Annotated in this window: 12 protein-coding genes and 1 pseudogene; 9 read left to right on the forward strand and 4 right to left on the reverse strand. The window is 72.6% G+C overall.

Annotated elements, in window-relative coordinates:
• Positions 1-3: 3 nt before the first annotated feature.
• Both ACZ7BZ_RS28420 and ACZ7BZ_RS28425 read right to left on the reverse strand, forming a co-directional pair.
• A complete protein-coding gene (locus tag ACZ7BZ_RS28420; protein WP_470360816.1) occupies positions 4-1,326 on the reverse strand; it encodes a D-arabinono-1,4-lactone oxidase in 1,323 nt (440 codons plus the stop codon).
• A 138-nt stretch (positions 1,327-1,464) separates the two neighbouring features.
• A complete protein-coding gene (locus ACZ7BZ_RS28425) occupies positions 1,465-2,733 on the reverse strand; it encodes an MFS transporter (protein WP_470360817.1) in 1,269 nt (422 codons plus the stop codon).
• A gap of 130 nt (positions 2,734-2,863) precedes the next feature.
• On the opposite strand from ACZ7BZ_RS28425, the gene ACZ7BZ_RS28430 reads away from it, so the two are divergent.
• Together ACZ7BZ_RS28430 and ACZ7BZ_RS28435 are read left to right on the forward strand one after the other, a co-directional pair.
• A complete protein-coding gene (locus ACZ7BZ_RS28430; RefSeq protein WP_470360818.1) occupies positions 2,864-4,006 on the forward strand; it encodes a ferrochelatase in 1,143 nt (380 codons plus the stop codon).
• Between the two features lie 69 nt (positions 4,007-4,075).
• Positions 4,076-4,894 (forward strand): inositol monophosphatase family protein, encoded by an 819-nt coding sequence (locus ACZ7BZ_RS28435; RefSeq protein WP_470360819.1) that lies wholly within the window; start codon positions 4,076-4,078, stop codon positions 4,892-4,894.
• A 164-nt stretch (positions 4,895-5,058) separates the two neighbouring features.
• Here ACZ7BZ_RS28435 and ACZ7BZ_RS28440 read toward each other — a convergent pair whose 3' ends face one another.
• Positions 5,059-5,244: a hypothetical protein gene (locus ACZ7BZ_RS28440; RefSeq protein WP_030057688.1), complete on the reverse strand. Its 186-nt coding sequence runs from the start codon at positions 5,242-5,244 to the stop codon at positions 5,059-5,061.
• Between the two features lie 442 nt (positions 5,245-5,686).
• On the opposite strand from ACZ7BZ_RS28440, the gene ACZ7BZ_RS28445 reads away from it, so the two are divergent.
• The 4 genes from ACZ7BZ_RS28445 (at position 5,687) to ACZ7BZ_RS28460 (ending at position 9,814) form a co-directional block, all read left to right on the forward strand.
• Positions 5,687-6,340: a response regulator transcription factor gene (locus ACZ7BZ_RS28445; RefSeq protein WP_097235981.1), complete on the forward strand. Its 654-nt coding sequence runs from the start codon at positions 5,687-5,689 to the stop codon at positions 6,338-6,340.
• A gap of 112 nt (positions 6,341-6,452) precedes the next feature.
• On the forward strand, positions 6,453-7,757 hold the full coding sequence (locus ACZ7BZ_RS28450; RefSeq protein WP_470360820.1) for a sensor histidine kinase: 1,305 nt from the start codon (positions 6,453-6,455) through the stop codon (positions 7,755-7,757).
• Positions 7,758-8,024: 267 nt separating this feature from the next.
• Positions 8,025-9,008, forward strand: coding sequence for an acyl-ACP desaturase (locus tag ACZ7BZ_RS28455; RefSeq protein WP_380462865.1), 984 nt, complete (start codon positions 8,025-8,027; stop codon positions 9,006-9,008).
• A gap of 506 nt (positions 9,009-9,514) precedes the next feature.
• The gene (locus tag ACZ7BZ_RS28460) at positions 9,515-9,814 is read left to right on the forward strand and encodes a DUF4193 domain-containing protein (protein ID WP_030057692.1); all 300 of its coding nucleotides are present in this window, start codon (positions 9,515-9,517) and stop codon (positions 9,812-9,814) included.
• 227 nt (positions 9,815-10,041) lie between these two features.
• Here the strand turns inward: ACZ7BZ_RS28460 and ACZ7BZ_RS28465 are convergent, their stop codons facing one another.
• Complete coding sequence (locus tag ACZ7BZ_RS28465; RefSeq protein ID WP_470360821.1) at positions 10,042-10,491, reverse strand: DUF3093 domain-containing protein; 450 nt, start codon at positions 10,489-10,491, stop codon at positions 10,042-10,044.
• A 135-nt stretch (positions 10,492-10,626) separates the two neighbouring features.
• Between ACZ7BZ_RS28465 and ACZ7BZ_RS28470 the strand changes: the two genes are divergently transcribed.
• The 3 genes and pseudogenes from ACZ7BZ_RS28470 (at position 10,627) to ACZ7BZ_RS28480 (ending at position 12,536) form a co-directional block, all read left to right on the forward strand.
• Complete coding sequence (locus ACZ7BZ_RS28470; protein ID WP_380462871.1) at positions 10,627-11,205, forward strand: PaaI family thioesterase; 579 nt, start codon at positions 10,627-10,629, stop codon at positions 11,203-11,205.
• Positions 11,202-11,736, forward strand: a pseudogene (dut, locus tag ACZ7BZ_RS28475) (dUTP diphosphatase). Before ACZ7BZ_RS28470 ends, dut begins: the two are co-directional and overlap by 4 nt.
• 2 nt (positions 11,737-11,738) lie before the next feature.
• Positions 11,739-12,536 carry a DUF3710 domain-containing protein gene (locus ACZ7BZ_RS28480; RefSeq protein ID WP_380462869.1) on the forward strand — a complete coding sequence of 266 codons (798 nt, stop codon included), beginning with the start codon at positions 11,739-11,741 and terminating at the stop codon, positions 12,534-12,536.
• Positions 12,537-12,664 lie beyond the last annotated feature (128 nt).

Below are 12,664 nucleotides of genomic sequence, written 5' to 3' on the forward strand. Positions count from 1 at the left end.
GGGTCAGGCCCCCAGCACCCGCCGCAGGTAGTCGTTGCCGAACAGGCGCTGGGGGTCGACCTCGTCGCGCAGCGCCGTGAAGTCGGCGAAGCGGGGGTAGACGCCGGCCAAGTACTCGGCGTCGCGGGTGTGCAGCTTGCCCCAGTGCGGGCGGCCCTGATGGGCGGTCATCAGCTGTTCCACCCCGGTGAAGTAGCCCTGGTCACGGGTGCCCCGGTAGAGGTGGACGGCGATGTAGGCGCTGTCCCGGCCGGAGGCGGTGGAGAGCCAGAGGTCGTCGGCGGGGGCGAAGCGCACCTCGACCGGGAAGCCGACCCTCCAGTCGGAGCGTTCGACCAGGGCCTTCAGCTCGCGCAGCACCTCGGCGACGGCCGCGCGCGGCACGGCGTACTCCATCTCCAGGAAACGGACCTTGCGCGGGCTGGTGAACACCTTGTACGCGGTGTCGGTGTAGCTGCGGTCGGACCAGGCGCGGCTGGCGAGCGAGGCGATCGAGGGGATGGTGCCGGGGAAGCGGCGGCCGACCCGGCAGGCGCCCTCCCAGACGGTGTTGGAGAGGAAGTCGTCCTCCAGCCACTCCTTGAACCGGGGCAGCGGGGCGGCCGGGCCCTGGCTGCGGTTGTTGCGCTTGGTGGAGCAGCGGTCGGTGTGCGGGAACCAGTAGAACTCGAAGTGCTCGTTGACGGCGGTGAGGTCGTCGAGGCGTTCGAGCACCTCGTCGAAGCCCATCGGCTGCTCGTGGGCGGTGAGCAGGAAGGCCGGTTCGACGCCGAAGGTGAGGGCGGTGATCACCCCGAGGGCGCCGAGTCCGAGCCGGGCGCCCTGGAAGAGTCGGGGGTTCTCGGTGGGGGAGCAGTGCCGGACGGTGCCGTCGGCGAGCACGATCTCCAGGGCGCGGATCTGGGCGGCGAGCGAGCCGGAGTCGCGGCCGGTGCCGTGGGTGCCGGTGCTGGTGGCGCCGGCGACGGTCTGGACCTCGATGTCGCCCATGTTGGTCAGGGAGAGGCCCTCGGCGGTGAGGATCCGGTTGAGCCGGCTCAGCGGGAGGCCGGATTCGACGGTGATGGTGCCGGCCTCGCGGTCGATCTCGCGGACGGCGGTGAGCGCGTGCGGCCGGACCAGCAGGCCGTCGCCTGGTGAGGCGATCGCGGTGAAGGAGTGGCCGGAGCCGACGGCCTTGACGCTGCGGCCCTGTTCGGCGGCGCGCCGGATCTCCCTGGCCAGTTCCTCCGCGGTGCCGGGGGTGGCGCTCCGGGCCGGTCGGGCGCTCTGGTTGCCGGCCCAGTTGGTCCACCGGGTGCGGGTCGCGGTGCTGGCCTGGGGCATCTGCGCTGCCTCCTGCTCCGTGGCCGAACAGGGTCGGCGCGGTCTGCGGCGGCGCGGCCGCCCCAGGGCCCGTCCGCGGTGTCCGGGAGGCGGGCCCTACCCGCGGGTAGGGCCACGGGTAGGGCGAGATTAGTCAGTTCACCGTTCGGCGTCTACGGGTCGGTCGACCGTTCCGCCGGCCGTCCCGGCGGGCTGTTCGGCGCCGAGTCCGGCGCGCAGCCGGCCGAGTCCGGCCAGGGCGGCGAGCACCCCGAGTGCGCCGGCGGCCAGCGGCACCCAGTAGCCCGCGGCGGCGCCGGAGGCGTCGACGACCCAGCCGCCGGCCGAGGAGCCGGCCGCGACGCCGAGGGCGAGCCCGGTGGTGGTCCAGGTCATGCCCTCGGTGAGCTGGGCGGCCGGGACGAGCCGTTCGACCAAGGCCATCGCGGTGATCAGGGTGGGGGAGATGGCGATGCCGGCGACCAGTAGGGCGCCGCCGACGGCGACCAGTCCGCCGATCCCGTGCACCGCGTGGGCGACCAGCAGCAGCGGCACCATGCTGAGCGCCATGAAGAGCACGCCGAGGAAGAACCGCATGGCCATCGAGCCGGAGGGCTTGACGGCGCCGAACACCACCCCGGCCACGCAGGAGCCGAGCGCCCACAGTGCGAGGATCACGCTGGAGATCGACTTGTGTCCCTGGGCCTCGGAGAAGGCGACGGTGACCACTTCGACCGAACCGAAGATCGCCCCGGTGGCGACGAAGGTGAGGATCAGTACCTGAAGGCCGCGGTTGCGGATGACCGAGCGGCCCTCGTGCCGGGCGGCCTCGTGTACCGGGGGCTCGGTGGAACGCTGGCCGGCGAACAGCAGCACGCCGACGGCGAGGAAGATCCCGGCGAGCAGCACGCCGGCCTCCGGGAAGACGGAGGTGGCCAGGCCGATGGAGAGGATCGGGCCGACGATGAAGCAGACCTCGTCGACCACGGCCTCGAAGGAGTACGCGGTGTGCAGCCGGTCGGCGTCCTCGCGGTAGAGGTGGGCCCAGCGGGCGCGGACCATCGCGCCGGTGCTCGGCATCACGCCCATGCCGGCGGCGAAGACGAACAGCGTCCAGTCCGGGGCGTTCAGCCGGGCGCTGAGCAGCAGGCCGACGACGGCGCCGATGGTGAGGGCCATGGCCGGGACGATGATCTTCGCCTGGCCGTGCCGGTCCACCAGCCGGGAGACCTGGGGGCCCAGGACCGCGGCGGAGACCGCGAGGGTCGCCGAGACCAGGCCGGCCACGCCGTACGAGCCCCGCAGTTGGGACAGCATGGTCACGATGCCGATGCCGGTCATGGAGATCGGCAGCCGGGAGACGAAACCGGTGGACGAGAAGGCCACGGTGCCGGGCGCGGCGAATATTCGGCGGTAGCTGGACAGCACGTGAGCTCCGGGCGGGGGGTAAGGAACAAGGATGGTCTAGACAGATTACGTACGTTGGCAAACGGTATTTTCCGGACGCCCGCGCGGCCCCGGCGCCGACGCCCGACCCCTCAGTGGCAGGATCGGAGCCATGTCCGACGCGCGCAAACCCTCCGCCTCCGGCGCCGCCCCGTACGACGCCCTGCTGTTGCTCTCCTTCGGCGGGCCCGAGGCCCCCGAGGACGTCGTCCCGTTCCTGGAGAACGTCACCCGGGGCCGCGGCATCCCCAAGGAACGGCTGAAGGAGGTGGGCAAGCACTACTTCATGTTCGGCGGCGTCAGTCCGATCAACGAACAGAACCGGGAGCTGCTCGCCGCCCTGCGCAAGGACTTCGCCGAGCACGGGCTGGACCTCCCGGTCCACTGGGGCAACCGGAACTGGGCCCCGTACCTGGTGGACATCCTGCGGGAGATGGCCGCGGACGGCCACCGCCGGATCGCCGTGCTCGCCACCAGCGCCTACGCCGGCTACTCGGGCTGCCGCCAGTACCGGGAGAACCTGGCCGACGCGCTGGCCACCCTGGCCGAGGAGGGCGTCCCGGCGCTGACCGTCGACAAGCTGCGCCACTTCTACAACCACCCCGGCTTCGTCGAGCCGATGATCGACGCCGCCCTGGCCGCCCTGGCCGAGCTGCCCGCCGAGGTGCGGGACGGCGCCCGGCTGGCCTTCACCACCCACTCCATCCCGGACGCGATGGCCGAGACCTCCGGCGCCCCGGACGACCCGGCCCGCGGCACGCCCGGCGGCGCCTACGTCGCCCAGCACCTGGAGGTGGCCCGGCTGATCGCCGCGGCCGTCGCCGAGCACACCGGCGTGGCCGACCGGCCGTGGCAGCTGGTGTTCCAGAGCCGCAGCGGCGCCCCGCACATCCCGTGGCTGGAGCCGGACATCTGCGACCACCTGGAGGCCCAGCACGCCGACGGCGCGCCGGCCGTGGTGATGGTCCCGATCGGCTTCGTCTCCGACCACATGGAGGTCAAGTACGACCTCGACACCGAAGCCGTCGCCAAGGCCGCCGAACTGGGCCTGCCGGTCTCCCGGGCGGCCACCGTCGGCGCCGACCCGCGGTTCACCGCCGCCGTGCGCGAGCTCGTCCTGGAGCGGGCCGCCACCGAGCGGGGCGAGGCCGTGACCCGCTGCGCCCTCGGCGCCCTGGGCCCCAGCCACGACGTGTGCGCGGTGGCCTGCTGCCCGAACCCGCGCGCCCCCCGCCCGGCCGCCGCCGAGCGCTGACCCCTTTCGAGCGCTGACCCCTTTCGAGCGTCGACCTTCGAGCGCCGACCCCTTCCGGAGGAGATTCCCGTGCCCACCCCCGCCCTGCCCGACGACGGGCTCCTCGACGACCTGCTGGAGGTCGCCCTGGACGCGGCCCGGCAGGCCGGCGCCCTGCTGCGCGACGGCCGCCCCGCCGACCTCGGCGTGGCCGGCACCAAGAGCAGCCCGGTCGACGTGGTCACCGAGATGGACCTCGCCTCCGAGAAGCTCATCGTGGAGCTGATCGCCGACCGCCGCCCCCAGGACGGCTACCTCGGCGAGGAGGGCGCCGAGCACCCCGGCACCAGCGGGGTGCGCTGGGTCGTCGACCCGCTCGACGGAACGGTCAACTACCTTTACGGGCTGCCCTCCTGGGCGGTCAGCGTGGCCGCCGAGGTGGACGGCCGGGCGGTCGTCGGAGTGGTCTACGCCCCGGCCCGCGGCGAGCTGTTCCACGCCGTGCTGGGCCGCGGCGCCCACCTGGACGGCCGGCCGATCTCCGCCCGCCCGGCCCCGCCCTGGGGCCAGGCGCTGATCGCCACCGGCTTCAACTACGTCCAGCCGGTGCGGGTGCGCCAGGCCGAGGTGCTGCTGGCCCTGATGCCCGAGGTGCGGGACGTCCGCCGGGCCGGGGCGGCCGCGGTGGACCTGTGCGACGTGGCCGCCGGGCGGCTGGACGGCTACTACGAGCGCGGCCTCGCCCCCTGGGACCGCGCGGCCGGCTGCCTGATCGCCACCGAGGCCGGTGCCCTGGTCGGCGGCCGCCCCGGGCACGGCCCGGACGGCGAGCTGACCGTGGCCGCCGCCCCCGGCGTGTACCAGCCGCTGCAGGAGCGGCTGGCCGCGCTGCGCGCCTGGGAGGACTGAGGACACTTCGGGAACCCGAAGGGCCCGACGGGCCCTTCGGGGAGCCGAAGCCCCGGCGGAGAGCCCTTCGGGACAGCGAAGAGCCCTGGCATACGGGGGATGCCAGGGCTTGGGGTTTCGCACGGCCCCCGCAGGGCCGCTGGTGCCGGAGTGCCGGCGTCGGGTCAGGCGGCGGTGCGGTGGCGCTCCAGCACGGTGTCCACACCGTGCTCGGCGGCGAGACGACGCAGGTCGTCCAGCTCGGACTGCTCCACCTCGGCGAGGAACTCGTCCCCGGCCTCGATCGCGCGGTGCAGGTCCTGCTCGGCGTTGGCTATGCGCTGCAGGATTCCGGCCTTGAAGGCGTCCATACGGGCCCCCTTACTGTGTCGGACGTGCACGGTCGTGCGCTCTCCGCCCTGAGGAGGGTCCAGCCGGTGAATGCGCCCTGGCCGACAGGTGAGAACTCCGGTCGGGCGCGGAGACGGCCCTTCGGCCGCTCCCGGTGACGTCCCAGCCCCAGGGCCGGCGCGGATGAACGCACGGCGGGTGGGTGCGATCGGCCAACAGCCAGATCGCGGGTGTGCAGCTGTCCTCCCCGCCCGGGAGGCCGGGAAACCTCCCGGCGGAAGAAAGTTGCCCGTGTCACAGTCCAAGCGGAGCGCTTCCGGCACGAACGGTCACCGCCGTGCGGCCCGGCCCCCTGCCCGTGGGGCAGCTTATCGCTGCTTTACCGCAGGACCAGGCAGGATGGAGGCACCGTCGGAGCCGTGCGTCCGCTTCCGGGGCCGGCCTGGAGAAGGGACAACGACCGTGCGGGTTCTCGTCGTCGAGGACGAGCAGCTGCTTGCCGAGGCCGTCGCGACCGGCCTGCGCCGCGAGGCGATGGCCGTCGACGTGGTGTACGACGGGGAGGCCGCGCTCCAGCGCATCGCGGTCAACGACTACGACGTGGTGGTCCTGGACCGCGACCTCCCGCTTGTCCACGGCGACGACGTCTGCCGCAAGGTGGTCGAGCAGGGCCTGGCGACCCGGGTGATCATGCTGACCGCCTCCGGCGACATCAGCGACCGGGTCGAGGGACTGGAGATCGGCGCCGATGACTATCTTCCGAAGCCGTTCGCCTTCAGCGAACTCGTTGCCCGGGTAAGGGCGCTGGGCCGCCGCGCCACCGTCCCGCTGCCCCCGGTGCTGGAGCGGGCCGGCATCTCGCTCGACCCCGGCCGGCGCGAGGTGATCCGCGACGGGCGCACCGTCCAGCTCGCCCCCAAGGAGTTCGCCGTCCTGGAGGTGCTGATGCGGGCCGGCGGCGCCGTCGTCTCCGCCGAGCAGCTCCTGGAGAAGGCCTGGGACGAGCACACCGACCCGTTCACCAACGTCGTGCGGGTCACCGTGATGACGTTGCGCCGCAAGCTCGGCGACCCGCCGGTGATCGTCACCGTGCCGGGCTCCGGCTACCGGATCTGACCGGAATTCGACCCCCGGAATCCGACCCTGGGATCCGACCCTGGGATCCGCCCCCCGAGGATTCCCCGCCGTACCCAGCGCCCGCCCCCGGCGGACGCCCGAGAGGACCATCATGACCACCCCGCCGCCCCCGGCCGGCGGGCCCTCCGGCGCGCCCGCCGGCGGCCCGCGTGCCGTACCGCCCAAGCCCGTGCACCCGCCGCGCCCGCCCCGGCTGGGCCAGCAGGAGACCTACGTGCCCGGTGACGGGCTGCTCGCCTGGCTGCCGTTCCGCCCGACGATCCGGATGCGGCTCACCCTGCTGTACGGCGGGATGTTCCTGATGGCCGGCGTGGTGCTGCTGCTGGTCATGTACTTCTTCGTCCAGCAGGCGCTCCAGCAGGTCGGCCAGCCGCACCTGGTGCTCAACGGCATCCCCGTGCGGACCCCGGACGGCCAGATCATCACCAACCAGGCCGCGCTCGACCAGTGGCTGAACGACAACAAGTCCATCGAGGCCGCCGCGGCGCTCAACACCCTGCTGCGCAAGCTGCTGACCGTGCTGGTCTGCCTCGCCGTGATCGCCTTCGCGGCCGGCTACGCGATGGCCGGCCGGGTGCTGCGCCCGCTGGGCCGGATCACCCGCACCGCCCGGGACGTCGCTTCCTCCGACCTGCACCGCCGGATCGAGCTGGACGGCCCGGACGACGAGCTCAAGGAGCTCGCCGACACCTTCGACGACATGCTGGACCGGCTGGACCGCTCCTTCGACTCCCAGCGCCGCTTCGTCGCCAACGCCTCGCACGAGCTGCGCACCCCGCTGGCGATCAACCGCACCCTGCTGGAGGTCCAGCTCTCCGACCCGGCCGCCTCGCCCGACCTCCAGCAGCTCGGCAAGACCCTGCTGGCCACCAACGAGCGCAGCGAGCAGCTGGTCGAGGGCCTGCTGCTGCTGGCCCGCAGCGAGAACGAGCTGACCGACCGCCGGGCGGTGGAGCTGTCCGAGGTGGCCACCCGGGCGTTGGAGCAGAGCCGGGGCGAGGCGGACAAGCGGGAGGTCGAGCTGCGCTCCAAGCTCGACCCGGCGGTGGTCGCGGGCAACGGTGTGCTGCTGGAGCGGCTGGCGCTCAACCTGCTGCAGAACGCCGTCCGCTACAACACCCCTGGCGGCTGGGTCGAGCTGGCCACCGCCACGGTGCCGGGCGGTGGCGAGCTGGTGGTCTCCAACACCGGCCCGGTGGTGCCCGGGTACGAGCTGGAGCACATCTTCGAGCCGTTCCGCCGGGTGAAGGGCGCCGACCGCACCCGCAGCGACAAGGGTGTCGGGCTGGGCCTGTCCATCGTCCGCTCGGTGGTGCGCGCCCACGGCGGCACCGTCGAGGCCACCCCGCGCGCCGGCGGCGGCCTCACCATGCGGGTGCGGATTCCCTCGCCCTGACCCCCTCGCAGGGCCGTTCCGCCGGTATCGGCCCCGGGTGCTGCCGCGTTCCGTGGGCGACCGTTTTCAGCCGCCCCCGCCAGCCTGTCAAGACGACATAAGGCCTGGCGGGGGCGGCTTGTCTTTTCCGGTCCGAGCAACTTACGGTGTCGTAACCTACGCAACCGTAAGTGCGACCGCCGGTCTCTCCGCCGACGGCTCCGAGAAGCGGACGCGTGCCCGCCCAACGCGCCCGTCCCGCGCGTATCCGTCCCCAGGAGCAAGACTGTGACCATCGCCCCCGTGCAGAGCAGCCCCTCGCTCGGATCGAGCGGCTGGACCGACGCGCGACTGATCCTGGCCCTCGAAGAGGTCGTCGAGAAGGAGCTCAACCGCCACCTGGGGGTGGCCAAGGAGTGGATGCCGCACGAGTTCGTCCCGTGGAGCCAGGGCCGCGACTTCGACGGTGTGCTCGGCGGCGAGGCGTGGCACCTCGAGCAGTCCCAGGTGACCCCGCTCGGCCGGGTCTCGCTGGTGGTGAACCTGCTGACCGAGGACAACCTCCCCAGCTACCACCACGAGATCGCGACCATGTTCGGCCGCGAGGGCGCCTGGGGCACCTGGGTGCACCGCTGGACCGCCGAGGAGGGCCGGCACGGGATAGCCATCCGCGACTTCCTGCTCGCCACCCGGGCCGTCGACCCGGTGGAACTGGAGCGGGCCCGGATGTCCCACATGTCCGAGGGCTTCGAGTCCGACAACGCGCACAGCATGCTCCACTCGGTCGCGTACGTGGCCTTCCAGGAGCTCGCGACCCGGATCTCGCACCGCAACACCGGCAAGTACGCGGGCGACCCGCTGTGCGACCAGCTGCTGGCGAAGATCGCCAACGATGAGAACCTGCACATGGTCTTCTACCGGAACCTGCTGAAGGCCGCCCTGGAGATCGCCCCGGACCAGGCCATGCGCGCCATCGCCGACGTGGTCATCAACTTCCGCATGCCCGGTCACGGCATCCCCGGTTTCGAGCGCGCGGCCGCGCAGATCGCCCTCGGCGGGGTGTACAACCTGCGCATCCACCACGACGACGTGCTGCAGCCGGTGCTGCGCAAGCTGCGGGTGATGGAGATCGACGGCCTCGGCCCCGAGGGCCTGCTGGCCCAGAACGAGCTGGGGGTCTTCCTGGACGGGCTGGACGAGCAGGCGCGCAAGTTCGAGGAGCGCCAGGCCGCGCTGCTGGCCCGCCGGGAGGCCCGCCGGAACGCAGGCTAGGGCGCCCGCGGGGGCGCTCCGGCGAGCTGTCACGCCCTCCGGGGGAGAGGGCGGACTGGGTGGATTTTCCGTGGTTTGACCCAGAAGATTCTGAACGTGACCAAGCTCACACCGTGTCGCTCCACGATGCCGGGTGACCCCGGAGAGTGATCACTCCATCGGAGGTGTCCATCGCCGTGCGTGACCGGAATCCAGCCTGCCACCGGTTCGCAGGATTGGTCGGCGTCCCTGGTGGGCAAGGGATTCAGCGGACACCAAGGCGGGTCCCGCTCACTGTGAGTCGCCGATCCGGCGGGCATTAGGCGGGTCGGCGATGGCCCAGCGTGAGGCCTTCCACGCCCCGGAGGATCACCCCAACGGAGCCCGGGCTGAGTGTCGATTGAGTAACGGGGCTTGAAGTAAGGCAAAATCTCCGCCTCGGGTCGGGCACAAGACCGACCCCCCATGCGTTACGTGCGCTGGAGATACCGCACACACCGCACAAACCCGGAGGGGGAGAGCGAAAAATGGCAACCGACTACGACACCCCACGCAAGACTGACGACGAGCTCAACGAAGACAGCATCGAGGAACTCAAGGCTCGGCGGAACGACAAGGGCGGAGGCTCCGTCGACGTCGACGAGTTCGACGCCGCCGAGGGCATGGAGCTTCCCGGTGCCGACCTCTCGAACGAGGAGCTCGCGGTTCGGGTCCTGCCGAAGCAGGCCGATGAGTTCACCTGCATGAGCTGCTTCCTGGTCCACCACCGCAGCCAGCTGTACAGCGAGAAGAACGGCAACCCGATCTGCCGGGACTGCGGCGCCTGAGCACCGCAGCGGACAGCGCCTGGTGCCCGTGGCTCCCGCGGCACCGGCACACCGCCCCTTCCGGCCCCGGGCAGCGGGGCCGGACGGCAGGTCCGCGGACCGTCCTGCGGGACGGGCCCGGGAGGACGGAGTCGGTCGGCCGCGTGCCGGCCAGGACAAAGTCGTAGGGACGGTCCCGCAGCAGCGGAACCGTCCCTCTCGGTCTTTCGGGGCCTGTGGTGCGTCGGCTACGTACGGGCGCCGCGCCGGGCCTCCTCCAGCGCCTCGGCCAGCTTCATCGGCGAGCGGGTCGACAGATAGAGGTAGGGCGTCGGGTCGGCCGGGTCGCTCACCTCGACCCGCAGCGCGGTCGGGACGTAGCTGCGCAGCAGCATGAAGGCGCGGGGATCGGCCTTCGGGCCGCGCCAGGCGGCGGCCTCGGCGGGGCTGAGCGCGCGCGCGGCGCCCAGCGCGTCCACCGGGATCCGGGCCGGTCCGGCCACCAGCGAGCCCTGCACCACCCGGATCCGGGCCGAGCCGTAGCTGCTGATCGCCACCGCGCCGACGGCGATGCCGACCACCAGGCCGACCAGGGCGGCCAGCCCGCTGACCCGGATCAGGATCAGGGCGAGGGTCAGACCGACTGCGACCGGGAGCAGCCACCAGGAGCGCGGCACCGTGAGGCGTTCGTCGTACATGCCCCCATTGTGGGCGCCCCGACGCCCGGACCGGGACGCCACCCCCACCGGAGGCCTTGCTACCCCTGGGTAGGCTGGGGAGCCGTGACCGGTACGACCACCCCCACGACCCCCACCGACCGGTCGGCGCCCGCGTTGCCGCCGACCCCCACCACCCCGCCGCCGGGCGCCGTGATCCCGGAACGCCACCCCGAGGCGCCCGCCCCCGGCACCCACCTCGGCTCGCACTACGAGCACTGCTTCGGCTGCGGCCCGCAGCACCCCGGCGGCCTGCGGATCGACGCGGTCGCCGGCGAGGGCCTCGACGTCACGGCAGAGTTCACCGTCCGGGACGTCCACCAGGGCGGCCCCGGGCTGGCCCACGGCGGCGTGCTGACGACGGCGATGGACGAGACCCTCGGCACGCTCAACTGGCTGCTGCACGCGCCCGCCGTGACCGGCCGGCTGGAGACCGACTTCCTCAGCCCGGTGCCCGTCGACTCGGTGCTGCACCTGCGCGCCTGGGTCACCGGAGTGCACGGCCGCAAGATCTACAGCGCCGCCGAGGCGCGGATCGGCGGCCCGGACGGACCGGTCGCCGTGCGCGCACAGGCGCTCTTCATCCAGGTGAAGCTGGAACACTTCACCACGCACGGTCGTGCCGAGGACATCGACAAGGTCCTCGACGACCCGGATCTGATGAAGCGCGCACGAGCCTTTGAGGTGAACCCTTGAGCGAGACCCCCCGTCCGCAGCTGGACGTCCTGATCAAGCGCATCGACGCCGAGCTGCCGCTGCCCGAGTACGCGCAGCCCGGGGACGCCGGCGCCGACCTGCGGACCACCGTCGACGCCGAACTGGCGCCCGGCGAGCGGGCGGTGCTCCCCACCGGCATCGCCGTCGCGCTGCCGGACGGCTACGCGGCCTTCGTCCACCCGCGCTCCGGGCTGGCAGCTCGTTGCGGAGTTGCTCTCGTGAACGCCCCGGGGACGGTCGATGCCGGGTACCGTGGAGAGATCAAGGTGATCGTCGTCAATCTGGACCCGCGCGAGGGGGTCAGCTTCCGCCGAGGGGACCGGATCGCCCAGCTGGTCATCCAGCAGGTCGAGAAGGCCCGCTTCCACGAGGTGGCCGAGCTGCCGGGGTCGGCACGCGCCGAGGGCGGGTTCGGGTCGACCGGTGGCCACGCCGGGGTCTAGCATTCCCGCGGCCTCGCAGGAAGCCGAGCAGGTATTCGCATCGGTCTTGGACCGGGAAGGACAGTGACCGTGTTCCGTCGTCGCCAGAAGAGCGAGGACGCTGTCGAGCAGCTCGCCGACGACGCCATCAGCGCCGACGAGACGGCCGATGACGTCGAAGGTTCCGCCGAGAGCGAGAACGTGACCGAGCTGGACCCGGCCGACAAGGTCGGCCTGCCGCCGGCCCCGCGGCCGGACGGCCCGTGGGACCACACCGAGCTGGAGACCCCGGAGGAGGGGCGAGTCGACCTCGGGGGTCTGCTGGTCCCCGGCGTCGAGGGCATGGAGCTGCGGGTCGAGGTCGCCGGTGACGCGATCGTCGCCGCCACCCTGGTGCTCGGCAACAGCGCCATCCAGCTCCAGGCCTTCGCGGCTCCGAAGTCCGAGGGCATCTGGGGAGAGGTCCGCGAGGAGATCGCCAACGGCATCACCTCGCAGGGCGGTCTGATCGACGAGGAGGAAGGCCCGCTCGGCTGGCACCTCCGCGCCCAGGTCCCCGTGCAGCTCCCGGACGGCACCCAGGGCGTGCAGCTGGTGCGCTTCGTCGGCTGCGACGGCCCGCGCTGGTTCCTGCGCGGTGTGATCTCGGGCCAGGCCGCCGTGCAGCCCGAGATGGCCGGCATCCTGGAGCAGGTGTTCCGGCAGACCGTCGTCGTGCGCGGTGAGAGCCCGATGGCTCCCCGCGACCCGATCGTGCTGAAGCTTCCCGAGGACGCCCAGATGGTTGCCGACGGTGGCGGGGCTGCCGCCGCCGCGGGCGAGGGCGAGGGCCGCTACGGCTCGCTCGACCCGTTCGCGCGCGGCCCGGAGATCACCGAGGTCCGCTGATCCTCGGCCGACCGGTCTTCGCTGGTCATCGCTGCTGATCGCCTCCGCCCGGAGCGCCGGGCGGAGGCGATTTGCATGTGGCGGGTCGGTCCCCGTACAGTTCCGGAGTCGCCGCGGGAGACCGGGGC

The sequence above is a fragment of the Kitasatospora sp. NPDC036934 genome (assembly GCF_055608425.1).